We start from the raw sequence: 23,418 nt of genomic DNA, 5'->3' as shown, positions 1-23,418 counted from the left end.
ATCCTCGGGGATACGTTGATGCCTACAGCATCGACCCCACTCGCCTGCGGCATCTTGACCAAGATCAACGCCCGCCCGTGATAAAGTCACCGCCCAGCCGTTTTTGAGTAGACCCGCCGCAATGAAGGATTTGCAGGATATCGACGCCACCCTTGAAGACTGGAACGCACTGCGCAACAGCATCGCCTTCGACGCCATCCTGATCGGCAACGGTGCCAGCCGCGCGGTGTGGCAAGACTTTGCCTACGACTCGCTGTTTGAAAACGCACGCACCGTGGAAGAAAAGCCCTTGAGCGCTTCCGAATTGAGCGTGTTTGACGCCATGCAGACCCGCAGCTTCGAGCAGGTGCTGGGCGCCCTGAAAACCACCAGCCGGGTCAACAAGGCCCTGGCCGTCAGCTCCGCCGCGCCGCGCAATCGCTATTACGCGATCAAGGAAGCGCTGATCAATACCATCCACACCGTGCATATCCCGTGGCGCCTGGTGCAACCGTCGACCCTGACCACGATCAATCAGGAACTGGCGCGCTACCGCACGGTGTTCACCAGTAATTACGACCTGCTCAACTATTGGTCGACCCTGCACACGCCGGGCATCGACGACCTGTTTCGTGGCGCTGAATCACGCTTTGACTTGCGCGATACCACCACCGCCGCGACGCGCATTCTCTACCTGCACGGCGGCCTGCACCTGGTGCGCAACCTGGATGGCTCGGCGCGTAAACTGCCGTCCACCGACAGCACCCTGCTCAGCAGTTTTGCCATCAATCACACCCTCAAGACCCTCGACGATGTGCCGCTGTTTATCAACGAAGGCCCCAGCAGCGAGAAGCTCAAGAGCATTCGCAGTTCGGATTACCTGTCGTTCTGCTATGAACAGTTGCTGGGGCAGGAAGGCGCGCTGTGCATTTTCGGCCAGCACCTGAGCGAACAGGATGGACACTTGGTGGAAGCGATTCGCCGGTCGCAGATCAAGACCCTGGCGATCTCGATATTTGGCCGCAGCGACGGGTTTATCCAGCAGCAAAAGCGTCGGTATGCCGCGCTGTTCGAGGGGATCGAGGTGGAACTGCGGTTTTTTGCCGCGCGCAGCCATGCCCTCGGCAACCCGGCGCTGGCGGTGCCGGTCGAACACTGATCCCGTTAACGAAGGCGATCAGATGTGGGAGATGGCTTGTGTGGGAGCTGGCTTGCCTGCGATGCAGACGCCTCGGTGTATCAGTTAGACCGAGGCGATGCTATCGCAGGCAAGCCAGCTCCCACACAAGCCTGCCCCACACCCAGGCCTAGTCTTCGGCGCTGTGCACCACCACCAGCAACTGCGCCTGCACCTCGCCCACCGAACGGATCCGGTGGGGCTTTTGTGCATTGAAGTGCAACGCATCGCCGCGCTCCAGCAAGACCCTTTCGTTCATGAAGTCCACTTCCACCTGGCCTTCATGCACAAACAGAAACTCCTCCCCCAAGTGCTCCTTGAAGGTCTTGTCGCTGAATTGCACCGGCGGGTAGATGATGAACGGCAGCAGGCTGCGCTCGCTGACCTGATGGGCCAGCACCGCATACCCCGGCGACGTGTCAGGCCGCTCGTGGCTGCGCACCAGGCTGTAGCTGTCGAGGCTGATGTTGTCTTCGCTGAACAATTCCTCGACCTTGACGTTCAACGCCTTGGCCAGTTTCAGCGCGGCGGCGATAGAGGGCGTGTTCAGGCCGCGCTCGACCTTGGACAGGTAACTCTTGGTCATGCCGGATTTGTCGGCCAATGATTCCAAGGTGATTCCGAGCTTTTTTCTCAATAATTTCAAACGGATAGACATGCGCGGCGATTATTCCAAGCAGAGGACGATGATTTTTACTTGCCAATGACACATTGTGTCATATAGCCTCTCTAGTGTCATTTGCAGACCCAACGACCTTGCGAGCAGCGGGAACCAGCAAATCGACGTCCATTGAACACCCAGAGGACACCGATATGGCCAAGACATTAGCACTCCCGAAAGAACAACTGGTCAAGCAAGCGCTGACCCAGATGCAAAGTACCCTGGCGGATAATACGTGGACCGACCGGCAAAAGCTGGCCCTGACCTGCCGCATTCTGTTCGAGAACGGGCACGACTCGGGCCTGGCCGGACAGATTACCGCCCGTGGCCCGCAGCCTGGCACCTACTACACCCAGCAACTGGGCCTGGGTTTCGATGAAATCACCGCCAGCAACCTGCTGCTGGTCAACGAAGACCTGGAAGTGTTGGAAGGCCATGGCATGCCCAACCCAGCCAACCGTTTCCACAGCTGGGTCTACCGTGGCCGGCCGGATGTGAACTGCATCATTCACACCCACCCGACCCACATTGCTGCCTTGTCGATGCTGGAAGTACCGCTAGAAGTGTCACACATGGACCTGTGCCCGCTGTATGAAGACTGCGCATTCCTCGAAGCCTGGCCGGGCGTACCGGTGGGTAACGAAGAAGGCGAGACCATCACCACTGCCCTGGGCGACAAGCGCGCCATTCTGCTGTCCCACCACGGCCAGCTGTCCACCGGAAGCACTATCGAAGAAGCCTGCGTGATCGCGCAATTGATCGAACGGGCGGCCAAACTGCAATTGCTGGCCATGGCCGCCGGTACCGTCAAGCCGATCCTGCCGCAGTTGGGACGCGAGGCCCATGACTGGATCTCCAAGCCCAAGCGCCACGGCGCCGCGTTCAACTACTACGCTCGGCAGAACCTGCGCCAACACGCCGATTGCCTGAACTGAAGCCTTTTTCGACCGGAGTTATCCATGTCCAGCCCTACTATTCACGGCATCATCGGCTACACCATCACCCCCTTCAGCGCCGACGGCAGCTCCCTTGACCTCGACGCCCTGGGCCGCTCCATCGACCGCTTGATCGACAGCGGCGTCCATGCCATCTCACCGTTGGGCAGCACCGGTGAAGGCGCTTACCTGAGCGATGCCGAGTGGGACGAAGTCAGCGCCTACAGCATCCACAGGGTTGCCAAGCGCGTGCCGACCATTGTCAGCGTGTCCGATCTGACCACTGCCAAGGCCGTGCGCCGCGCACGCTTTGCCGAAGCCGAAGGTGCCGATGTGGTGATGGTGCTGCCGACGTCGTACTGGAAGCTCACCGAAGCGCAGATCCTTGCGCACTACGGGGCCATCGGCGATAGCGTCGGCGTGCCGATCATGCTCTACAACAACCCGGCCACCAGCGGCACGGACATGTCGGTGGAGTTGATCCTGCGCATCGTCAACAGCGTTGATAACGTGACGATGGTCAAGGAGAGCACCGGCGACATCCAGCGCATGCACCAACTGTATCGCCAGGGTGAAGGCCAGGTGCCGTTCTATAACGGCTGCAACCCGCTGGCCCTGGAAGCCTTCGCTGCCGGTGCCAAGGGTTGGTGCACCGCTGCGCCGAACGTGATCCCGCAACTCAACCTGGACCTGTACCAGGCGGTGCTGGCCAACGACCTGAACCGCGCACGCGAACTGTTCTATCGGCAGTTGCCGGTGCTGGACTTCATCCTCAAGGGTGGCTTGCCGGCGACGATCAAGGCCGGTTTGCGCATGACCGGGCTGGAGGTGGGTGATCCGCGGTTGCCGGTGTTCCCACTGGACATGGCCGGCCAGGCACAGTTGCAGAAGCTGCTGACCTTGCTGCGCTAAAACACCCCCTGTAGGAGCGGGCTTGCCCGCGATAGCGGTGGACCAGACACACCGCCATCGCGGGCAAGCCCGCTCCCACATGGGAATGCATGCATCGCTAAATTTACGGAGACAAATAGCAATAATTCTCGATATCATTCGCGACTTTTCTGCAGCGCGCTGCGTCAAGAAGGATATCCATGTCTCGTTTCAAGCCCGACCCGTTGTCGGCCGACGCCTTTCGCGGGTTTTATGCAGATATCCTGCATTACTTGCGCAAACGCACGGACAACGCCAACGACGCGGCGGACATGACCCAGGATGTGTTTACCCAATGGCTGGACTACCGCGACCGGGCCAGGGTCGAACAGCCACGGGCCTTTTTATTTCAGATGGCACGCAACCTGTTGCGTGATCATTGGCGCAAACAGAAGGTGCGCCACAGCGTCCATCATGACCCGGCCCACTGGGAGGCCGAGCCTGTCACCGACGAGCAAAACGACCCCATGGCCGCTGCTCAACGCCTCCAACGCCTGGAACAGTTGAAAGAAGTCCTCGCCGAACTCTCGCCCCGCAGGCGAGAAGCCCTTATGCTGCATCGCTTCGAGGGCCTGAGCCAGGCGCAGATCGCCGAGCGCATGGGCATTTCGATCAGCATGGTGGAAAAGCACATCGCCTTTGCCCTGCTGCACTGCAAGCAGCGACTTCAAAAAGACCCGGGCAAGGAGCAGCCAGAATGACCCGATTGAGCAACCGCGACGGCCATGCACTGGATGAGCACGAGACCATCGATGCCCAGGCTGCCAGTTGGTTTGCGCGCAATCGCAACGACGCCACCGCGCAGGAACGCAAGGCCTTCGCTGCCTGGCACGCCGTGCCGGCCCATGCACGCGCCTACGCCGAATTCGAGCAGCTGTGGGCCGACCTTGGCGAGCTACAGCAACTGAACAAACCCGTGCCCTTGCCCACGCGCAAGCCCGCGCCCTGGCGCCCGGCGCTGGCAGTGGCGGCCGCGCTGGTCTGCGCCTTGCTCGCCAGCAACCTCGGCGCCCCGCGCGGGCTCTACCACACCGAGGTCGCGGCACAGGACAAAGGCATGCGCACCCTGGACCTGCCGGACGGCAGCACCTTGTACGTCAACGCCAGTACGCGGCTGCGGGTGGAGTTCGATGCCCACCAGCGCGTCATCCATCTGGACCAGGGCCAACTGTACCTGGAAGTCGCGCCCGACCCGGAACGGCCACTGTTTGTGCGCGCCGGCGAGGCCAACGTGCGCGTGGTGGGCACCGGGTTCGATATGCGCCGCAGCCAGCAGCAACTGGTGGTCAGCGTGGCCCACGGCAAGGTCGCGTTTGAACCCGACCGCAAAACCGCCGCCACCCTGCTGGGCGCCCAACAACGCGCCACCTACAGCTACGCCAAGGGCTCCGTGCAACAGCAGGCCTTGGCGGCGGGCGAGGTGGCCGACTGGCGCAGCGGGCACTTGTCCTTTCGCAATCGCGAACTGGCCAGCCTGCTGGATGAGCTGAGCCTGTACCGGCCCAAGGCCGTGGTGCTGGCCGATGGCCCGGTGGCGCAGTTGAAGGTTTCCGGCAATCTCGATGTGAATGACCCGGATGCGCTGCTCAACGCCCTGCCGGCCTTGTTGCCGGTGAAAACCGTGCCCCTGGCCGACGGCAGGATCCGTATCGAAGCGCGCAAGTAGCACCACTTGAGAATATTTTGCATTCGCATGTGAGGATTTTTTTTCCTGCCGCGTCTTCCTCCGGTCTGCGTTTGATACGCATGCCTTTTTTGGCTATTTAGCCGCCTTGGGGGATTTCATGTTTCGCGCGCCTTGCCTTGCCCAGCACCTGTTTGTTCGACCGACACTCATCGCCGCCTGCCTGGCCGTCAGCCTCACGGCCCAGGCCGAGTCGTTCAAATTGCAACTGCCGGCCCAACCCTTGGCCACGTCCCTGAGCCAGGTGGCGCAACAGGCGAAAATCCAGCTGCTGTTCGATGAAGACCTGCTGAAAAATATCCAGGCACCCGCGCTCAACGGTGATTTCACCCCCGAAGTGGCGATCCGCAGCCTGCTCAAGAGCGGTGCGTTCACCCTGATCAAAGTGGGCAGCACCTATGTCGTGCGCCCCGAGGAAAGCCGCACCACCAACAGCGCCAGCGTGCAGTTGGACGCCTTGAGCGTGATCGGCACCGGTAACCAGGTCGACGCCAGCACCGTCGGCCGCTCCACCCTGTCCCAGGCCGATATCGACCGCCTGCAGCCCAACAACATCGCCAGCCTGGTGCAGACGCTGCCGGGGGTGACCATGGGCGGTTCGATGAAACCCGGTGGGCAGATCATCAATATTCGCGGCATGGGCGAGGCCGAAGACGTGCCGATGACCGTCGATGGCGCGACCAAAAGCGGTTTCGAGCGCTATCAGCAGGGCACCGTGTTTATCGAGCCCGAGATGATCAAGAACGTCGAGGTGGAAAAAGGCCCGCACTCGGCCTTCACCGGCAACGGCGGGTTTGGCGGTACGGTCAACATGGTCACCAAGGATGCGCCGGACCTGCTCAAGGACGGGCGCAACAGCGGGGCGATGCTCAAGTACGGGTATGCCAGCAACGACCACGAACAGGTCTACACCGGCGCCGTCTATGGCCGCACCGATGACGGCCGCATCGACGCCCTGGCCTACCTGACCCAGCGCGACGGCGGCGACATGAAGCTGGCCGCAGCGCGCGACTATGACAGCAAGGAATACCCGATCAACCCGCAGCGCCTGCCCAACAGCGCCCAGGATGTGGACGGCCAACTGTTCAAGCTGAACCTGTACCTCACCGATGAGCACAGCCTCGGGTTCTCCTACTCCCGGGCCAACAGCGAACGCTGGACGCCCTTCTCGGCCAGAAGCTATCCAGCGCCGCCGCGTCAGCCCGACATCGACCGCTATGGCTACGACGCTGCCGTCAGACGCTTCCTGGCCAACCGCCACACCGTCGATACCACCTGGTCGGGCAAGTACGAATACCAGCCCCTGGATAACCCGCTGATCGACATGAAGCTCAGCTATTCGGAGTCCAATACCGACCAGACCGACGAGCGCGACGCCACGGCCGTCGTCGGTTTATCCACCGGCGGGCGCAAGATGGACACCGCCTACACCGACAAAATCCTGGAGCTGCGCAACATCAGCCGCTTCAACAGCGGCCCGCTGGACCATGCCCTGACCACCGGCGTGCAGATCCGCAAGCACATCCGCGACACCGAAAGCTGGATGCCCGGCGCGAGATACGACACGCCCCTGTACAACTACGGGCATTTCCAGCCGGCGTTCATGCCCCACGGCAAGGTCGACACCAACGCCTTCTACATCCAGGACGCGGTCACCCTGGGCGACGTGACCATCACCCCGTCCCTGCGCTATGACCATGTGCTCAACCGTGGCAAAGCCAACGATGCGCCGTACTACAGCAACCCCGACCCGGCCTACGGCCATGACTACGGTGACCGCACCTATGCCGGCTGGTCGCCGCGCCTGGCAGCGTTCTGGAGAATCACACCGGATGTGGCAGTGTTCGCCAACTGGAGCCGCACCTGGCGCGCGCCGGTGATCGACGAGCAATACGAAGTCCAGGGCCTGGGCAGCCGCACCGCCACCAGCCGCAACCTCGACCCGGAACGCATCACCGCCATTACCGTGGGTAACGTCACCAGCTTCGCCAACGTGATGGCCAGGGGCGACAGCCTGCAACTGCGCACCACGCTGTTCCACAACAAGATCGAGGACGAAATCTTCAAGGCCACCGGCCTGGGCTGCGCGCAACAGAACTCCATCAAAGGCTCCATCACCGAGGTCTGCACCGATATGGCGTCGAAGACCAACTACCGCAACGTCGGCAGCATGACCATCAAGGGCTTCGAGCTCGAAGGCTACTACGACTCAACCTATCTGTTCGGCTCCCTGAGCTACTCGTGGGCCACCGGCAAACGCGAAAACCCCTACACCAACCCATGGGCGACCGACATCCACGTCTGGGCCCGGGATATTCCACCGGCCAAGTGGGTCGCCATGCTGGGCACCAAGATTCCCGCGTGGGACGCACAAGTGGGCTGGCAAGGCCAGTTCGTGCGCAAGACCGATCGCCTGCCCAGCGACAAATATTCAAGCAGCCTGAACAGCGACTTCGGCGACAGCTTCTATGACCAGTACCCCAACGACAGCTACGACACCCAGGGCCTGTTCGCCAAATGGACACCGCAACAAGCGTACCTCAAGGGCACCGAAGTCAACTTCACGGTCGACAACCTGTTCAACCGCAGCTACATGCCAGCCTTGAGCGGCGACAGCGCCAGTAGCGTCGGGCGCAACGCCAAGATCAGCGTGACCCGCTTCTTCTAACCCCCCAACTGTACGGTTCAATCTGCACCCAGCTGTAAGCCCGCGTCCTGCGGGCTTTGTGGCTAGATGGGCAGCACCTGCCTGCCCATTCAATCCGGTTGCTCCCATGAATTCGCGCGAAAACACCGGCATGGCCCTCGGCCTGCTCGGCGTCATCATCTTCAGCCTGACCCTGCCCTTCACCCGCATCGTGGTGCAGGAAATCCATCCGTTGCTCAATGGCCTGGGCCGCGCCTTGTTCGCGGCGGTGCCGGCGGCCCTGCTGTTGCTCTGGCGCCGCGAAGCCTGGCCGACCTGGCGCCAGGTGCGCGGCCTGGCGCTGGTGATTGCCGGGGTGATCCTCGGCTTCCCGGTGTTGTCGGCCTGGGCCATGCAAACCCTGCCCGCCTCCCATGGCGCCCTGGTCAACGGCCTGCAACCGCTGTGCGTGGCGCTGTATGCGGCGTGGCTGTCCCATGAGCGTCCGTCAAAAGCTTTCTGGGCCTGCGCGGCACTGGGCAGCGCGTTGGTGCTCGGCTATGCGTTGATCACGGGCGCCGGCAGCATCCAGGCTGGCGACCTGCTGATGCTCGGGGCGATTGCCGTGGGCGGCCTGGGGTATGCCGAAGGCGGCCGACTGGCCAAGGAGATGGGCGGCTGGCAGGTGATCTGCTGGGCGCTGGTGCTGTCGACGCCGCTGTTGATCGGGCCGGTGACGTACCTGGCGCTGCAACATGAAGGCGCAATCTCGGCGCGCACCTGGTGGGCGTTTGGCTACGTCTCGCTGTTCTCGCAGTTCCTGGGGTTCTTTGCCTGGTATGCCGGGCTGGCCATGGGCGGGATCGCACGGGTCAGCCAGATACAGCTGTTGCAGATCTTTTTCACCATCGCCTTTTCCGCGCTGTTTTTTGGCGAGCACATCGAGCCGATTACCTGGCTGTTTGCCTGCGGGGTGATCGTCACGGTGATGTTGGGGCGCAAGACGGCTGTGCAGCCTGCACCGGTCTCCAAGGCGAGCACGATCTGATGTGGGAGCTGGCTTGCCTGCGATGCAGGCACCTCGGTGTATCAGGTAAAGCGAGGTGATGCTATCGCAGGCAAGCCAGCTCCCACATTTTGATTTGCGTCATTCTCAGGCCAGGTAACCATCCGCCCGCAGCAGGGTTTCCAGGCAGTGTTCGGTGATGTTGTAGAACGCCTTGAGCTCCTGGATTTTCTCCAGGAGTTGAGCGTTGTCCATCTGCTCGGCACGCTTCACGGCCAGGATCATCTTGTTCTTGTTGGTATGGTCCAGGGAGATGAACTCAAAGACTTTGGTCTCGTACCCGCAGGCCTCCAGGAACAACGCACGCAAGCTGTCGGTGAGCATTTCCGCCTGCTGGCCCAGGTGCAGGCCGTATTGCAGCATCGGCTTGAGCAGCGTCGGGCTCTGGATCTGCAAGCGGATCTGTTTGTGGCAGCACGGCGAGCACATGATGATCGACGCCCCGGAGCGGATGCCGGTATGGATCGCGTAGTCGGTGGCGATGTCGCAGGCATGCAGGGCGATCATCACGTCCAGTTCGCTGGGCGCCACGCTGCGCACGTCACCGCACTTGAACACCAGCCCCGGGTGTTCCAGGCGGGCGGCGGCGTTGTTGCACAAAGTCACCATGTCTTCACGCAACTCCACGCCCGTCACCTGGCCTTCGGCCTTGAGGGTATTGCGCAGGTAGTCGTGGATGGCGAACGTCAGGTAACCCTTGCCCGAGCCAAAATCCGCAACCCGCACTGGCCGGTCCAGTTGCAGGGGGGACGAGGTCAGCGCATGGCTGAACACTTCGATGAACTTGTTGATCTGCTTCCACTTGCGCGACATCGCCGGGATCAGCTCGTGCTTGGCATTGGTCACGCCCAGGTCGGCGAGAAATGGCCGGCCAAGGTCGAGGAAGCGGTTTTTCTCACGGTTGTGCTCGGCCGAGGGTGCTTCACGCAACTGCTGGGGTTTGCTTTTGAACAGCGAGCTTTTGTTTTTCTTGCTGTATTCCAGCTGTGCTTCGTCGGTCAACGACAGCAGGTGGGCGTTCTTGAACGAGGCCGGCAACAGCGCGGCAATCGCCGCGATACCGTCGTCTACGGAGAAGTTCTTGGTGATATCACGGGTTTTGTAGCGATAGACGAAGGACAGGCACGCCTGCTCCTTGACCGTCAGCGGCTTGATGATCAGGCGTTGCAGATCCGCCTCGTCGCCCACGTACTTGGCCAGCACCAGCTTGATAAAGGCGTTCTGCTCAAGGCTTGCGCGCAGCAGCTCGATGAACTGGGCGTGATGATCCGGCGCGGGGCTGGCAGGTTTAGCGGTGACAGACATGAACAAAAACGCCTCGGGCAGGGAATGCCGGGCATTTTAGGGGGGATGGGGCGCCAGGGCACGGAGTTATTTGCCCAACGGTCGGCGCCATTCAAAATGTCGCGTGTGTGGGGGCTGGCTTGTGTGGGAGCCAGCCCTCACAGGTTATTTCAGGACGACCAGGCGGTTGGGCAGTTCATTGCGTGTGTGGGTCTGCGGCACATGCACCTTGAGCAGTTCGCCACAGGCCTCAATGCAGGTGATAAACCCGGTCAACGTCTGCCCCTGCTTCACCTGCTGGGTAAACGTCTTGACGATGGCATCCCAACTGCTGTCATCCAGCCGTTTGGAAATACCGTCGTCCACCAGGATCTCCACGTAGCGCTCGGCCTCGCTGACAAAAATCAGCACCCCGGTGCTGCCCAGGGTGTGGTGCAGGTTTTGCTCCAGGAACTGCCGGCGCGCCAGGTTCGACGCGCGCCAATGCCGTACCGAACGCGGGATCAGGCGGGTGGTGATGGCCGGCAAACGAAACACCAGGCACAGCACAATAAAGGTCGCCCATTGCGCCAGCAGCAAGGTGTGCATAGTCAGCCAGCCCGACAGGTAATGCACGATCCCCGGCACCACCAACGCCACCACACTGGCCCACAGCAGCGGGATGTAGGCGTAGTCGTCGGCACGGGCGGCGAGTACGGTCACCAGTTCGGCGTCGGTCTGTTGCTCGACCCTGGCGATCGCTTCGGCGACCTGGCGCTGCTCGTGTTCAGTCAGTAAAGCCATGGTTGTAGATGCTCTTTAGTTATTGTCATTACCAGCCACCTGAAGCCCCGCCGCCGCCAAAACCACCGCCGCCGCCCCGGAAACCGCCGCCGCCACCACCGCCACCGCCACGCCCGCTGCTGCTGAGAATCGCCAGCAGGATGGCGCCCACCGGCAGCCCCATGCGGTTGCACAGCCACAACACCACCAGCAACAGAATGAACAGGCCGATGGAGAACACCGGGTTGTCCTTGGCAAAATTGGGGTCGGCCACATGGGCCGGCACCGCCAGCGGTTCGCCGCCGACCACCTGCACCATCGCCGCCACGCCGTCGCTGATGCCCTGGGTGAAATTGCCCGCCTTGAACTTGGGCGCAATCACCTGATTGATGATCACCCACGACTGCGCATCCGTGAGCACACCTTCCAGGCCGTAGCCCACTTCGATGCGCAACTGACGCTCGTCCCGGGCCACGATCAGCAACGCGCCGTTGTCCTTGCCCTGCTGCCCGATGCCCCACTGCCGGCCCAGTTGATAACCGAAGTCTTCAATGGGCAGGCCTTGCAGGTCAGGCACGGTGACCACCACCACCTGGGCGCCGGTGGTCTGCTCCAGCGTCTGCAATTGCTGGCTCAGTTGCGCCCGCACCGGCGGGTCGATCATTTGTGCGTTATCGACCACCCGCCCGGTCAGCGCCGGAAAGTCCGGTGCTGCCTGGGCCGTCAGGCAAAAAGACAGCAGCCACGCCGCCAGCCACCAAACGCGCTGGCCCATCAGAACTTCACTTGCGGCGCTTTATCGGCATCGGCACTGGTGGCCTCGAAGTTGGCGCGCACCGGCAAGTCGCTGTACATCACGCTGTGCCACAGGCGGCCAGGGAAGGTACGGATCTCGGTGTTGAAGGCCTGCACGGCGGCGATAAAGTCGCGACGGGCCACACTGATACGGTTTTCGGTGCCTTCGAGCTGCGATTGCAGGGCCAGGAAGTTCTGGTTGGCCTTCAGGTCCGGGTAGCGCTCGGACACCACCATCAGGCGGCTAAGGGCACCGCTCAGGCCTTCCTGGGCCTGCTGGAACTGCTTGAGTTTTTCCGGGTTGTCGAGGGTGCTGGCATCGACCTGGATCGAGGTGGCCTTGGCCCGCGCTTCGATCACGGCGGTGAGGGTGTCCTGCTCATGGGCCGCATAGCCCTTGACCACTTCCACCAGGTTGGGGATCAGGTCGGCACGCCGTTGATACTGGTTCTGCACCTGGGCCCAGGCCGCCTTGACCTGCTCGTCCAGGGTCGGGATCTTGTTGATGCCGCAACCACTGAGCACGCTGCTGATCAGTAGCAGGGCCGCGGCTTTCCAGCCCCATCGAATAGTCTGTGCTGCTTGCATGGTGTGTCTCCTGACCAACCTTATGGAATTTAACGACTGACCCCTATACATCACGCGCCTGGGGCATAATCCGCCACTACTGGATTACAGCGAGCCAATCAGCTAAAAGATGCCCTTCTTTATGGATAGTTCATAAAGAGCCCGCAAGTGTGCGGTATTTATCCACACAACACCCGAACAACAATAGTCGCTCCCCACATTTTGGCCGAGCAGTGTTTTACCTGAACGCTGCGCAGTACGCCGAAAAAGGATATTCATGAAAAAGCTGTGTTTGCTGGGCCTTGTTGCCACTCTGGCCAGTCACTCCGTCGTTGCCGAGACCAAGCCCGCTGCGCTTAAGGACAAGGACGCGTTCGTCAGCGACCTGCTCGGGCAAATGACCCTGGATGAAAAGATCGGCCAATTGCGCCTGATCAGCATCGGCCCGGAAATGCCCCGGGAGATGATCCGCAAGGAAATCGCCGCCGGGCGCATTGGTGGCACGTTCAACTCCATCACCCGCCCGGAAAACCGTCCGATGCAGGACGCGGCCATGCGCAGCCGCTTGAAGATCCCGATGTTCTTCGCCTATGACGTGATCCACGGCCACCGCACCATCTTCCCGATCAGCCTGGCCCTGGCGTCGAGCTGGGACATGGACGCCATCGGCCGCTCCGGGCGCATTGCCGCCAAGGAAGCCGCCGCCGACAGCCTCGACCTCACCTTTGCGCCAATGGTCGATATTTCCCGCGACGCGCGCTGGGGTCGGACCTCCGAAGGCTTTGGCGAAGACACCTACCTGGTGTCGCGCATCAGCGAAGTGATGGTCAAGGCCTTCCAGGGCCCGAGCCCGGCCCAGGCCGACAGCATCATGGCCAGCGTCAAGCACTTCGCCCTGTACGGCGCGGTGGAAGGCGGTCGCGACTACAACGTGGTCGACATGAGCCCGGTCAAGATGTACCAGGACTACCTGCCGCCCTACCACGCGGCAATCAAGGCCGGTGCTGGCGGGGTGATGGTGGCGTTGAACTCGATCAACGGTGTGCCCGCCACCGCCAACACCTGGCTGATGAACGACCTGCTGCGTAAAGAGTGGGGCTTCAAGGGCCTGACGGTGAGCGACCACGGCGCGATCTTCGAGCTGATCAAGCACGGCGTGGCCAAGGACGGTCGCGAAGCGGCCAAGCTGGCGATCAAGGCCGGCATCGACATGAGCATGAACGACCAGCTCTACGGCAAGGAACTGCCAGGGCTGCTGAAATCCGGCGAGATCGAGCAGAGCGACATCGACAACGCCGTGCGTGAAGTGCTGGGTGCCAAGTACGACATGGGCCTGTTTGCCGACCCGTACCTGCGTATCGGCAAGGCCGAGGATGATCCGGCCGACACCTATGCCGAAAGCCGCCTGCACCGCAGCGAAGCCCGCGATATCGCGCGGCGCAGCCTGGTGTTGCTGAAAAACCACAACGACACCCTGCCCCTGAAGAAATCCGCGACCATCGCCCTGGTCGGCCCGCTGGCCAAGGCCCCGATCGACATGATGGGCAGCTGGGCCGCCGCCGGCAAACCTGCGCAGTCGGTGACCCTGCTGGACGGCATGAACGCGGTGATCGGCGAAAAAGGCCAGGTGATCTACGCCCGTGGCGCCAACATCACCGGCGACAAGGCGGTGGTGAACTACCTGAACTTCCTCAACTTCGATGCCCCGGAAGTGGTGGATGACCCGCGTTCGGCCCAGGTACTGATCGACGAAGCGGTCAAGGCCGCGAACAGCGCCGATGTGGTGGTGGCGGCCGTGGGCGAGTCCCGTGGCATGTCCCATGAATCTTCGAGCCGTACCGACCTGAACATCCCGCAAAGCCAGCGCGACCTGATCAAGGCCTTGAAAGCCACGGGCAAACCGCTGGTGCTGGTGTTGATGAACGGCCGGCCACTGTCGATCCTCGAAGAGCACCAGCAAGCCGACGCGATCCTGGAAACCTGGTTCGCCGGCACCGAAGGCGGCAACGCGATTGCCGATGTGCTGTTCGGTGACTACAACCCGTCGGGCAAGCTGCCAATCACCTTCCCACGCTCCGTAGGGCAGATTCCGACCTACTACAACCACCTGACCATTGGCCGGCCGTTCACCCCGGGCAAACCAGGCAACTACACCTCGCAGTACTTCGACGACACCACCGGCCCTCTGTATCCGTTCGGTTATGGCCTGAGCTACACCCGCTTCAGCCTGTCGGACATGGCGCTGTCGTCCACCACCCTGAACAAGACCGGCAAGCTCGACGCCAGCGTCACCCTGAAAAACACCGGCAAGCTTGACGGTGAAACCGTGGTGCAGCTGTACATCCAGGATGTGGCCGGCTCGATGATCCGCCCGATCAAGGAGCTGAAGAACTTCCAGAAGATCCTGCTCAAGGCCGGTGAATCGAAGGTGGTGCACTTCAGCATTAGCGAGGATGACTTGAAGTTCTACAACACCCTGCTCAAGTTCGCCGCCGAGCCGGGCGAGTTCAATGTGCAGATCGGCCTGGATTCCCAGGATGTGCAGCAGCAGAGTTTTGAATTGCTGGAATAGTTAGTCGTAAGCTGCAAGTTGCAAGCGAAAACAACTCGCTTTTAACTTGCAGCTTGCAGCCCCCGCGTTTACCCGCCCCGCCGAATCGACTGAATCCAACAGCCGACTTCCGAACCAATGAAGCCACTGGCCAGAACCTAAAGTTCAAACAACCAAAACCAATACCTATAAAAACACCTCAACAATCAAAACAAGAATAAATCTATTTAAAACATGCACCATGAAATCGATAGAAACACCTCAGGCGGAACGAAACCCCGAATATCTCCACACAACTAACGGCTTCACTCACACCTAAGATCATTTAATTTACGGAACTCTATAAATGACTCTAAACATTTCCTCGCCTGTATCAAACCTGCCTATACCCACCGTTCCGTTGACAGATTCGGCTGTCACACAGCAACCCAATACACAGGCATCCAACACCTTCGCTCAGACACCGCAGCCTGACGGACCACAGGCCCAAAAAGCCTCGTTCAATCCAGAGGCGGCTGCGGCTTACAGCACGTTCAAAGAAGCCGTCTTGAAAAGCAAACAGCCTGCGTTCAACTCACCGCAGACGGCTGAAGAAAAGACAACGGGTGAGACTCTTTCCCGCCGGGTAAGGTCTGACACCGCCTCAGATAGAGAAGGCGCCAAGGAGGCTGATGACCTGTTCAATACACTGACCCCATCCCCCCCGCCCGCTCTCCCAAAAAGAGAAGGCGCCGACGAAGCCAATGACCTGTTCTATGCCCTGAATCCGCAGGAAACACCAACGCCTGCCCCCAAGCCACCACCACCGGAGAATGGCGTCGACGAGAAAATGGGGGCTGATACGCTTCAAAAGACGCTGGACAAAGACAAAAGGATCAATGCCCAGTTGAACCCTGTCGGCGATAGCCAACTCGCCAAGAATGTCGCCAATGCACTGCTGGAACTCAAGGAGGGCGACTCGGCAAGCCCCTCGCCAATGGTTCAAGTCCCTAAAGATTCAACGCTTGGAAAATGGTTGAGCCTGGCTGAAAACGCATTTATGAATAGAGCAGTGAAGGATTGGGCAAGAGAAAACAAAATTGATATTCACTCGATGACTTACGACTCTGCAACAGGCCTAGTTCAGGCAATAACGTTGGACAACAAAGAAAAATCTTTCCCCCTGAAAGAGTTCCCAGATCTTCGTGAGGCACTCACACCGCTGCTTGATATTTCAAAAATAATCGATCCAACTGGAAACGGTATAAAATTCAATAACGAGAGGCCTGATACTGTACCTCTCGAACTAGTGCAAAATTTTTATGACCTTAAAATCAACAACAAAGACATTGCCAGCGCCCACAAAGAGGCTAAAGACCTATTGGACAATGAATCTTTCCCAGAAACCACCAAATCGCAGGACCACAGCAATGAGTCCATTCTCAAGCAGCAAAACCTAATTAACGACTTTGAGACAACTTATACAAACCAACAATATAAAAAACTTGCAGAAGAACAAGAAAAGCTAGCAATTGAAATCTCATCAATCACAAACCATTAACAATCACATAAAACACCTAAATAGAGTCTAACCCTGGCCCCTCAATGATTCAGGGGGCCAGTTACTGCGACACCCCAGGGCCAACTGGACTATTAGGCTGTCATGACATACCTGGCCGGCACTGCCACTGACCCAAGCCCCTCACCTTCATTTGCCCTGAGGTGCCCTTCTAACCCCGCCGATCCAACACATTCACCACCAACCGATCAATCCACCCCCACACCCGCTGCTTCACCCGCCGCCACAAGGGCCGGGCCTTCCACGCTTGCAGGCTGACCGCCTGGCTCTGGGCAAAATCGCGCTCGAAACTGCCCGCCACCGCCAGCGTCAACTCCGGGTCCAGGGCTTCCAGGTTGGCCTCCAGGTTGAAGCGCAGGTTCCAGTGATCGAAATTGCACGAGCCGATGCTCACCCAATCGTCCACCAGCACCATCTTCAGGTGCAGGAAGCACGGCTGGTATTCAAAGATCTTCACCCCGGACTTGAGCAGGCGCGGGTAATAGCGGTGCCCGGCGTAACGCACCGAGGGATGGTCGGTGCGTGGCCCGGTCAGCAGCAGGCGCACGTCCACGCCACGCCCGGCCGCGCGGCGCAAGGCCCGGCGTACGCTCCAGGTAGGCAAGAAGTACGGCGTGGCCAGCCAGATACGGCGCTGGCCGCTGTTCAAGGCGCGGATCAGCGACTGCAAAATGTCCCGGTGCTGGCCGGCATCGGCATAGGCCACCCGCCCCAGGCCCGACCCGGTTGCCGGCACTTTGGGCAGGCGCGGCAGGCCGAAGTGCGTGGCCGGTTTCCAGGCACGGCGGTGATCGTTGACCCGCCATTGGCGGTCGAACAGGGCTTGCCAGTCCAGCACCAACGGGCCGCTGATGTGCACCATCACCTCATGCCACTCACAGGTATCTTGCCCTGGGGTCCAGAACTCATCAGTAACCCCGGTGCCGCCCACGAAGGCGACGTGCTGGTCGATCAACAGCAGTTTGCGGTGGTCGCGGTAGAGGTTGCGCATCCAGCGGCGCCAGCGCAGGCGATTGTAGAAGCGCAGCTCCACCCCGGCCTCGGTCAGGCGCCGCCGCAGGCTGAGGGTAAATGCCAGGCTGCCGTAGTCATCGAACAGGCAACGCACCTGTACCCCGCGCTCGGCCGCCTGCACCAGGGCCTGGACCATCGCCTCGGCACAGGCGCCCGCCTCCACCAGGTACAGTTCCAGCTCCACCTGATGCTCGGCACGGGCGATGCTCACCAGCATCTGCGGGAAAAAATTCGCGCCGTCGATCAGCAATTCAAAGCGGTTGGCGCTGCGCCAGGGGAACACCGCGCCGCCCATCTCAGCGCGCCGTGAAAATCAGTACCGCACCCACCGGCACCGACAGGCTGATCGCATCCAGGCCGGCAGCCTTGCGCAAGGTCTCGACACCGGCGAGCAGGTCAAAATCCCTGGCATGCAGCACCAACGGCTCCAGGGTCACCACCTGGAAACGCCGGTCGTCCAGGCGCGTGATCAGCAATTCGGCGTTGTAGGCCTGGGTCTTGCCATGCAGGGTGACCGACAGCGGCAGGCGCAACTCCAGCTGCGCGCCGGTGGCCAGGTCGTTGAGCGGCTGCAGGTTGATTTGCGCGTTGATCAGCGCATTGGGCTGAGCCTTGATCTGGAACAGCTCGTTGCGCATGCGCTCGTCACGCAGCGGGATGCCACTGTTGATCGACTCCAACTCGACTTCCACCTGCGCGGCACCTTTCTCGTCGACCTTGCCGTGCAGCACCAGGAAGCGCTGGACTTCGGAAATATCGGTGTTCTTGGTGGTGACGAACGACAGCCGTGAGGATTCGTTATCCAGATACCAGGCGGCCTGCGCAGGCATGGCGGCAGCGGCCAGCAGCAGGAAGGCCAGGGGCTTGAAGACGGATGCGTTGAACATTAATTAAACACTCGCGCGCAGAAAAACCTGCACAAACCTTAACTGGCCGGCTTGTTGTACGCAATGTTTAGACCAGTGCGTGCTGCACCCCTTGCACGGTCGCCTCCAGGCTCGCCAGATGCAAACTCAACACCCGCTCCACCGGCGCCTGGTGCATGGGCCAATGCAGCGCCATGCTCCCCACCAACCGCCCATTGGCCCGCACCGGCAACGCCACCGCGCGGATCAGGAATGGCAAGCGCACCGGGTATTCCCAGTACCCTTCGGTGCGCTGGCCAAACCCCTGGTGTTGGGATTGCTCGCAGGCGCGGTACTGATCGTCGGCCGCCACCTGTTCGCGACAGGCCAAGCGCTGCACCTCGTCAACCGCCAGCTCGGCCAGGCACGCCTTGCCCATGGCCGAATGGAACAGGCTGGCATGCTGGCCAACGATCTGGCAGTTATTCGGGTACAGCTTGCGCAATACCGTGGGGATCGCGCTTTCCATGACTTCCAGGCGCTCGCCGTCAAAGTTCGACAGATCCGCCACCAGCCCGGTGCGTTCGCTGAGTTCCACCAGCCAGGGCGCCGCGCACTCCACCAGGCGCCGCTTGAAGCGTTGCTGGGTATCGCCAAACAAGCGCTGGGCACTGAGGCGATAGCGCCGGTCGCTCAGGCCGCGATAGATCCAGCCCTGTTCCTGCAAGGTCAGCAGCATCCGCGACACCGTGGCCTTGGGCAGGCAGGTCAGGTAATGCAGTTCTTCAAGCCCCAGGGCCTGGTGCTCGCCCAGCAGCTCGATGATGGCCAGTGCCCGCTCCACTGAACGTACAGTCCCTGTGTCGACGTTGCTGCCCATGGCTCGATCTCCGATTGCGGGTGGATGAACGAATTTCACAGCAAGATACAGGCCGTCACCCGCCCAGGCATTCCGGGGGGCGGCGCTGCACCCAGTGCGTCAGTTGCTCATGGGCATACGCCAGTTGCAGCACGGCGCGATCCGCCTGGGCCGGGCCGATGATTTGCAGGCCCATGGGCAAGCCTTGCGGGTTGAAGCCCACCGGCACACTCATGCTCGGCAGGCCGGCCAATGTCGGGCCGATCACCACCTCCATCCAGCGGTGATAGGTGTCCATGGTTTGCCCTGCCACGACGCGTGGCCAGGGCTGTTGTGCATCGAAAGGGAACACTTGGGCGGTGGGCAACAGCAGGAAATCGTAACGTTCAAACAACCTGGCCAGGGCACGATACCAGTCACTGCGCGCCAGCGACGCCTGATACACATCCGCCGCGCTCAGGGCCAGGCCGCCCTCCACCTCCCATTGGGCTTCGGGCTTGAGCAACGCACGTTTTTGCGGGTCGGCATACGCCGCCCCCAGCGCGCCCTGCACCAGCCAATGACGATGGACCAGCCAGGTTTGCCACAGGCGCGCCATGGAAAAGTCCGGCTGGCAGCTTTCGACCGCGCAACCCAGCGCGCTGAAATCGCCGAGGGCCGACTCACACAGGCTCAGCACGCCCTCTTCCATCGGCAGATAGCCGTTATAGTCCCCCAGCCAGCCCAGGCGCACGCCCTTGAAATCCCGGGCCAACGCCGTGCCAAAGACGCGGGGATCGTCCTTGAGCGACAACGGCACCCGCGAGTCATACCCGGCCTGGATGCTCAACAGTTGCGCCACGTCCGCCACACTGCGGCCCATCGGGCCCTCGGTGGCCAGTTGCTGGACAAACACTTCCGGCGCCGGGCCATGGGGCACGCGGCCCAGGGACGGGCGCAGGCCGAACACATTGTTGAACGCCGCCGGGTTGCGCAGCGAGCCCATCATGTCGCTGCCATCAGCCACCGGCAGCATGCGCAACGCCAGGGCCACCGCCGCCCCGCCGCTGCTGCCGCCCGCCGCCAAGGCCGGGTCGTAGGCATTGCCGGTGGTGCCGAATACGCGGTTGTAGGTCTGCGAACCCAGGCCGAACTCCGGCACGTTGCTCTTGCCGATGATAATCGCGCCGCTGGCCCGCACCCGCGCCACGGCGATGGCGTCTTCGGCGGGCATCTGTTCGGCGAACAGGGGCGAACCCAGGGTGGTGCGCAGGCCTTTGGTCGCCGCCAGGTCCTTGATGGCCTGGGGCATGCCGTGCATCCAGCCACGGGAACGGCCCTGGTCCAGCTCAAGGTCACAGGTACGGGCTTCGGCCAGCACATCGGCTTCGTCACGCAACGACACCAAGGCATTGACCGAGGGGTTCAGGCGCGCGATCTGCGCCAGGTAGGCCTGCATCACTTCGTGGCAGGACACCTGCCGGGCATGGATCGCCCGGGACAGCCCGAGCGCATCCAGTTCAACGATGTTCAAGGTTTCACCCCCTTGGCAAACCGCGCCGGCGCCGCGGCCCTTGGCGCTTCATGCATGCAGTAGGTGCCCAGCAGCGTCAGCACGCAAGCAAACAGCACATAAAACGCCGGCGCGACCGGTGTGCCCAACTCTTTGCTCAACCAGGTGACAATCAGCGGGGCGAAACCGCCGAACACCATCACCGCCACGTTATAAGCCACCGACACGCCGGTGGAACGCACCTCGATGGGAAACTGCTCGGCCAGGGCCGTCGGCGCCGGGCCGAAGAAGCCGCCAATGGCGGTGCACAGCATCACTTGCATCACCAGCAGGCGCTCGATGGACGGCGCCGCCGCAACCCACACATACAGCGGGTAGACCATCACGAAAAACGCCAAGGTAAAGCCCATCAACACCGGTCGCCGACCCAGGCGATCCGAGAGCAGGCCGGACAAGGGAATGACCACGGTCATCAACGCCACGGCGAACATCTGCACCATCAACACCTGATCCAGCGGCAGGCCAAGGTTCTTGTGGGCGAAGGTCGGCATATTCACCAGCACCACATAGAACGACACCGTCGCCCCGCAGGCCAGGCCCATGCTCACCAGGATGCTGCGCCGATGGTTACGCAATACATCCATCAGGCTTGGCGCGGGGCCGGTGGCCTGTTTGCGCGCTTGGATAAATTCCTCGGGGTCTTCCATGTGCCGGCGAATCCACAAGCCCACCGGGCCGATCAGCAGGCCGAACACAAACGGCAGGCGCCAGCCCCACAGGTCGAGGGTCTCTGGGGAAAAGAAGTGGGTGACCAACGCCACCATCGCCGCGCCGCCAAATACCGCCAGGCACTGCCCGACCAATTGCCAGGAGCCGTACAGGCCCTTGCGATGGGCCGGTGCGCTTTCCACCAGGAACGCCGTGGCGCTGGCATATTCGCCGCCGGTGGCAAAACCCTGGAGCATCCGCGCCACCACGATCAACAGCGGCGCGCCCATGCCGATGGCGGCGTAGTTGGGCGCAAACACGATCAGCGCGATGGACACGGTCATCAAGCGGATAATCAACTGCATGGCGGCCTTGCGGCCTTTGCGGTCGGCGTACATGCCAAGCAGGATGCCGCCCACCGGGCGCATAAAGAAGCCCACCCCGAAGGTGGCCAGGGCCATCAGCAGCGAGGCGTACTCATCGTCCGAGGGGAAGAACTGCCGGGCGATGATGCTGGCCAGAAAGCCATAGACGATGAAGTCGTACCACTCCAGCGCGTTGCCGACCACCGCCGCGACCACTTGCCGGGTGCGGGACACGCCTTTTATTGAAGTCTGCATGAGAACACTCCATTCAACCTGTTGAGGAAAGGTCCAGCGGCAGGAAAAGGCAGTTCGTCAGGCCGGCTTGAGCCAGCTCTCGGCCAGGGCGCCCCAGTAGGCGGCGCCGGTCAGCAGGATCTCGTCGTTGAAGTCATAGGCGGGGTTGTGGACCATCGGCCGCGACACGCCGTTGCCGATAAACAGGTAGCTGCCGGGGCAGCGCTGGAGCATCCAGGCGAAGTCTTCGCTGCCCATCAACTTGGGCGTATTGGCATCGACCGCGGCCTCACCGAGCAAGGCAATGCCGACCTGGCGGGCGAACTCGGTTTCGGCGCCATGGTTGACCAGCACCGGGTAGGCCGGGCGATGTTCGATCTGCGCGGTACAGCCAAAGCTGGCGGCCTGGGTCTGGATGATTGCCTTGACCCGCTCCAGCATCTGCTCGCGCACCGGCGCATTGAGGGCGCGCAGGCTCAGGCGCAGGATGGCCTGCTGGGGAATCACGTTGGCAGCCTGCCCTGCTTGCAGGGCGCCGACGGTCACCACTGCCGCTTCCTGGGCGTCGATATTGCGCGCCACCACCGTCTGCAAGGCCATCACCGTACTGGCGGCGGCCACCAGCGGGTCCACGGTCAGGTGCGGCATGGAGCCGTGGCCGCCGACGCCTTCGAGGGTCACGGTGAGCAGGTCCTGGGAAGCCATCATCGGCCCGATCCGCAGGCCCAGGTGGCCGGCGGGCAAGCCGGGCATATTGTGCATGCCGAACAACGCGTCGCAGGGGAAGCGCTCCAGCAAGCCATCGGCAAGCATCGCTTCGGCGCCGCCCTGGCCTTCTTCGGCCGGCTGGAAGATCAGGTTGAGGGTGCCGTCGAACTGACGCGTCGCCGCCAGGTAGCGCGCAGCGCCCAGCAGCATGGTGGTGTGACCGTCGTGACCGCAGGCATGCATGCAGCCGGCGTGTTGGCTGCTGTAGGCGACGCCGGTGTTTTCGATGATCGGCAAGGCGTCCATGTCGGCACGGATCCCCAGGGTGCGCGTGCTGCGGCCATTGCGCAGCACGCCGACCACACCGGTGTGGCCGATGCCGGTATGCACCTCAAAACCCCAGTTTTTCAGGGATTGGGCGACCAGGGCCGCCGTGCGGTTTTCTTCAAACCCCAGTTCGGGGTGGGCGTGGATGTCCTGGCGCACGGCGTGCAGGTCGCTGGCGACATCGCTCAGCCAATCCAGGATGTGCTGGTGTGGGCGCATGGTGATTCTCCTCGCAGGCGGGTATTCCCGTTCTTTTTTGTGGCACCACCACAGATAACCGCGATGGGCGTG

Annotated in this window: 20 protein-coding genes; 9 read left to right on the top strand and 11 right to left on the bottom strand. The window is 61.7% G+C overall.

What is annotated here, in order from left to right; translation table 11 throughout:
- Window positions 1–121 precede the first annotated feature (121 nt).
- Complete coding sequence (locus AO268_RS03330; protein WP_076962545.1) at window positions 122–1,138, top strand: DUF4917 family protein; 1,017 nt, start codon at window positions 122–124, stop codon at window positions 1,136–1,138.
- Between the two features lie 148 nt (window positions 1,139–1,286).
- Here AO268_RS03330 and AO268_RS03320 read toward each other — a convergent pair whose 3' ends face one another.
- Window positions 1,287–1,814, bottom strand: a complete 528-nt coding sequence (locus tag AO268_RS03320) for a helix-turn-helix domain-containing protein (RefSeq protein ID WP_099167895.1) — start codon at window positions 1,812–1,814, stop codon at window positions 1,287–1,289.
- A 155-nt stretch (window positions 1,815–1,969) separates the two neighbouring features.
- Between AO268_RS03320 and AO268_RS03315 the strand changes: the two genes are divergently transcribed.
- The 6 genes from AO268_RS03315 (at window position 1,970) to AO268_RS03290 (ending at window position 9,040) form a co-directional block, all read left to right on the top strand.
- Window positions 1,970–2,752, top strand: a complete 783-nt coding sequence (locus tag AO268_RS03315; protein ID WP_076962547.1) for an aldolase — start codon at window positions 1,970–1,972, stop codon at window positions 2,750–2,752.
- A gap of 24 nt (window positions 2,753–2,776) precedes the next feature.
- Entirely contained in the window at window positions 2,777–3,664 is an 888-nt protein-coding gene (locus AO268_RS03310) for a dihydrodipicolinate synthase family protein (RefSeq protein WP_076962548.1), read from the top strand.
- Between the two features lie 179 nt (window positions 3,665–3,843).
- Window positions 3,844–4,383, top strand: coding sequence for an RNA polymerase sigma factor (locus AO268_RS03305; protein WP_076962549.1), 540 nt, complete (start codon window positions 3,844–3,846; stop codon window positions 4,381–4,383).
- Window positions 4,380–5,348 carry a FecR family protein gene (locus AO268_RS03300; RefSeq protein WP_099167894.1) on the top strand — a complete coding sequence of 323 codons (969 nt, stop codon included), beginning with the start codon at window positions 4,380–4,382 and terminating at the stop codon, window positions 5,346–5,348. Before AO268_RS03305 ends, AO268_RS03300 begins: the two co-directional genes overlap by 4 nt.
- 118 nt (window positions 5,349–5,466) lie before the next feature.
- Entirely contained in the window at window positions 5,467–8,034 is a 2,568-nt protein-coding gene (locus tag AO268_RS03295; RefSeq protein ID WP_099167893.1) for a TonB-dependent receptor, read from the top strand.
- A gap of 106 nt (window positions 8,035–8,140) precedes the next feature.
- Window positions 8,141–9,040, top strand: coding sequence for a DMT family transporter (locus AO268_RS03290; RefSeq protein ID WP_099167892.1), 900 nt, complete (start codon window positions 8,141–8,143; stop codon window positions 9,038–9,040).
- A gap of 105 nt (window positions 9,041–9,145) precedes the next feature.
- On the opposite strand, the gene AO268_RS03285 is transcribed toward AO268_RS03290, so the two are convergent.
- The 4 genes from AO268_RS03285 to AO268_RS03270 all read right to left on the bottom strand — a co-directional run bounded on the left by AO268_RS03285 (window position 9,146) and on the right by AO268_RS03270 (window position 12,487).
- Entirely contained in the window at window positions 9,146–10,363 is a 1,218-nt protein-coding gene (locus AO268_RS03285) for a class I SAM-dependent methyltransferase (RefSeq protein WP_099167891.1), read from the bottom strand.
- Window positions 10,364–10,507: 144 nt separating this feature from the next.
- The gene (locus AO268_RS03280; protein ID WP_076962553.1) at window positions 10,508–11,125 is read right to left on the bottom strand and encodes a TPM domain-containing protein; all 618 of its coding nucleotides are present in this window, start codon (window positions 11,123–11,125) and stop codon (window positions 10,508–10,510) included.
- Window positions 11,126–11,153: 28 nt separating this feature from the next.
- A complete protein-coding gene (locus AO268_RS03275; RefSeq protein ID WP_099167890.1) occupies window positions 11,154–11,879 on the bottom strand; it encodes a TPM domain-containing protein in 726 nt (241 codons plus the stop codon).
- A complete protein-coding gene (locus AO268_RS03270; RefSeq protein ID WP_029297013.1) occupies window positions 11,879–12,487 on the bottom strand; it encodes a LemA family protein in 609 nt (202 codons plus the stop codon). Before AO268_RS03270 ends, AO268_RS03275 begins: the two co-directional genes overlap by 1 nt.
- A gap of 256 nt (window positions 12,488–12,743) precedes the next feature.
- Between AO268_RS03270 and bglX the strand changes: the two genes are divergently transcribed.
- Together bglX and AO268_RS03260 are read left to right on the top strand one after the other, a co-directional pair.
- On the top strand, window positions 12,744–15,038 hold the full coding sequence (bglX, locus tag AO268_RS03265; protein WP_099167889.1) for a beta-glucosidase BglX: 2,295 nt from the start codon (window positions 12,744–12,746) through the stop codon (window positions 15,036–15,038).
- Window positions 15,039–15,363: 325 nt separating this feature from the next.
- Window positions 15,364–16,557 (top strand): hypothetical protein, encoded by a 1,194-nt coding sequence (locus AO268_RS03260; RefSeq protein WP_099167888.1) that lies wholly within the window; start codon window positions 15,364–15,366, stop codon window positions 16,555–16,557.
- A gap of 169 nt (window positions 16,558–16,726) precedes the next feature.
- Here the strand turns inward: AO268_RS03260 and AO268_RS03255 are convergent, their stop codons facing one another.
- The 6 genes from AO268_RS03255 to AO268_RS03230 form a co-directional block, all read right to left on the bottom strand.
- Complete coding sequence (locus AO268_RS03255; protein WP_099167887.1) at window positions 16,727–17,884, bottom strand: phospholipase D-like domain-containing protein; 1,158 nt, start codon at window positions 17,882–17,884, stop codon at window positions 16,727–16,729.
- 1 nt (window position 17,885) lies between these two features.
- Complete coding sequence (locus AO268_RS03250; RefSeq protein WP_076964905.1) at window positions 17,886–18,476, bottom strand: YceI family protein; 591 nt, start codon at window positions 18,474–18,476, stop codon at window positions 17,886–17,888.
- 67 nt (window positions 18,477–18,543) lie between these two features.
- Complete coding sequence (locus AO268_RS03245) at window positions 18,544–19,314, bottom strand: IclR family transcriptional regulator (RefSeq protein ID WP_099167886.1); 771 nt, start codon at window positions 19,312–19,314, stop codon at window positions 18,544–18,546.
- 55 nt (window positions 19,315–19,369) lie between these two features.
- Complete coding sequence (locus tag AO268_RS03240; RefSeq protein ID WP_099167885.1) at window positions 19,370–20,806, bottom strand: amidase; 1,437 nt, start codon at window positions 20,804–20,806, stop codon at window positions 19,370–19,372.
- Window positions 20,803–22,113 carry a citrate-proton symporter gene (locus AO268_RS03235; RefSeq protein WP_099167884.1) on the bottom strand — a complete coding sequence of 437 codons (1,311 nt, stop codon included), beginning with the start codon at window positions 22,111–22,113 and terminating at the stop codon, window positions 20,803–20,805. Before AO268_RS03235 ends, AO268_RS03240 begins: the two co-directional genes overlap by 4 nt.
- Window positions 22,114–22,170: 57 nt before the next feature.
- Window positions 22,171–23,346, bottom strand: coding sequence for a M20 aminoacylase family protein (locus AO268_RS03230; RefSeq protein ID WP_076964909.1), 1,176 nt, complete (start codon window positions 23,344–23,346; stop codon window positions 22,171–22,173).
- Window positions 23,347–23,418 lie beyond the last annotated feature (72 nt).

It is taken from the genome of Pseudomonas sp. ICMP 8385, from assembly GCF_002699915.1.
Lineage (GTDB): Bacteria > Pseudomonadota > Gammaproteobacteria > Pseudomonadales > Pseudomonadaceae > Aquipseudomonas > Aquipseudomonas gessardii.
The sequence above is the reverse complement of the archived record's forward strand: the minus strand, read 5'-3'. Positions and strand labels throughout refer to the sequence as shown.

Bases quoted from the DNA above. Each gene is read 5' to 3' on its own strand.
- AO268_RS03290 (WP_099167892.1), top strand. From the start codon at position 8,141: ATGAATTCGCGCGAAAACACCGGCATGGCCCTCGGCCTGCTCGGCGTC.
- AO268_RS03295 (WP_099167893.1), top strand. From the start codon at position 5,467: ATGTTTCGCGCGCCTTGCCTTGCCCAGCACCTGTTTGTTCGACCGACA.
- AO268_RS03285 (WP_099167891.1), bottom strand. From the start codon at position 10,363: ATGTCTGTCACCGCTAAACCTGCCAGCCCCGCGCCGGATCATCACGCC.
- AO268_RS03230 (WP_076964909.1), bottom strand. From the start codon at position 23,346: ATGCGCCCACACCAGCACATCCTGGATTGGCTGAGCGATGTCGCCAGC.
- AO268_RS03315 (WP_076962547.1), top strand. From the start codon at position 1,970: ATGGCCAAGACATTAGCACTCCCGAAAGAACAACTGGTCAAGCAAGCG.
- AO268_RS03330 (WP_076962545.1), top strand. From the start codon at position 122: ATGAAGGATTTGCAGGATATCGACGCCACCCTTGAAGACTGGAACGCA.
- AO268_RS03235 (WP_099167884.1), bottom strand. From the start codon at position 22,113: ATGCAGACTTCAATAAAAGGCGTGTCCCGCACCCGGCAAGTGGTCGCG.
- AO268_RS03275 (WP_099167890.1), bottom strand. From the start codon at position 11,879: ATGGGCCAGCGCGTTTGGTGGCTGGCGGCGTGGCTGCTGTCTTTTTGC.
- bglX (WP_099167889.1), top strand. From the start codon at position 12,744: ATGAAAAAGCTGTGTTTGCTGGGCCTTGTTGCCACTCTGGCCAGTCAC.
- AO268_RS03270 (WP_029297013.1), bottom strand. From the start codon at position 12,487: ATGCAAGCAGCACAGACTATTCGATGGGGCTGGAAAGCCGCGGCCCTG.
- AO268_RS03280 (WP_076962553.1), bottom strand. From the start codon at position 11,125: ATGGCTTTACTGACTGAACACGAGCAGCGCCAGGTCGCCGAAGCGATC.
- AO268_RS03310 (WP_076962548.1), top strand. From the start codon at position 2,777: ATGTCCAGCCCTACTATTCACGGCATCATCGGCTACACCATCACCCCC.
- AO268_RS03245 (WP_099167886.1), bottom strand. From the start codon at position 19,314: ATGGGCAGCAACGTCGACACAGGGACTGTACGTTCAGTGGAGCGGGCA.
- AO268_RS03255 (WP_099167887.1), bottom strand. From the start codon at position 17,884: ATGGGCGGCGCGGTGTTCCCCTGGCGCAGCGCCAACCGCTTTGAATTG.
- AO268_RS03260 (WP_099167888.1), top strand. From the start codon at position 15,364: ATGACTCTAAACATTTCCTCGCCTGTATCAAACCTGCCTATACCCACC.
- AO268_RS03300 (WP_099167894.1), top strand. From the start codon at position 4,380: ATGACCCGATTGAGCAACCGCGACGGCCATGCACTGGATGAGCACGAG.
- AO268_RS03320 (WP_099167895.1), bottom strand. From the start codon at position 1,814: ATGTCTATCCGTTTGAAATTATTGAGAAAAAAGCTCGGAATCACCTTG.
- AO268_RS03305 (WP_076962549.1), top strand. From the start codon at position 3,844: ATGTCTCGTTTCAAGCCCGACCCGTTGTCGGCCGACGCCTTTCGCGGG.
- AO268_RS03250 (WP_076964905.1), bottom strand. From the start codon at position 18,476: ATGTTCAACGCATCCGTCTTCAAGCCCCTGGCCTTCCTGCTGCTGGCC.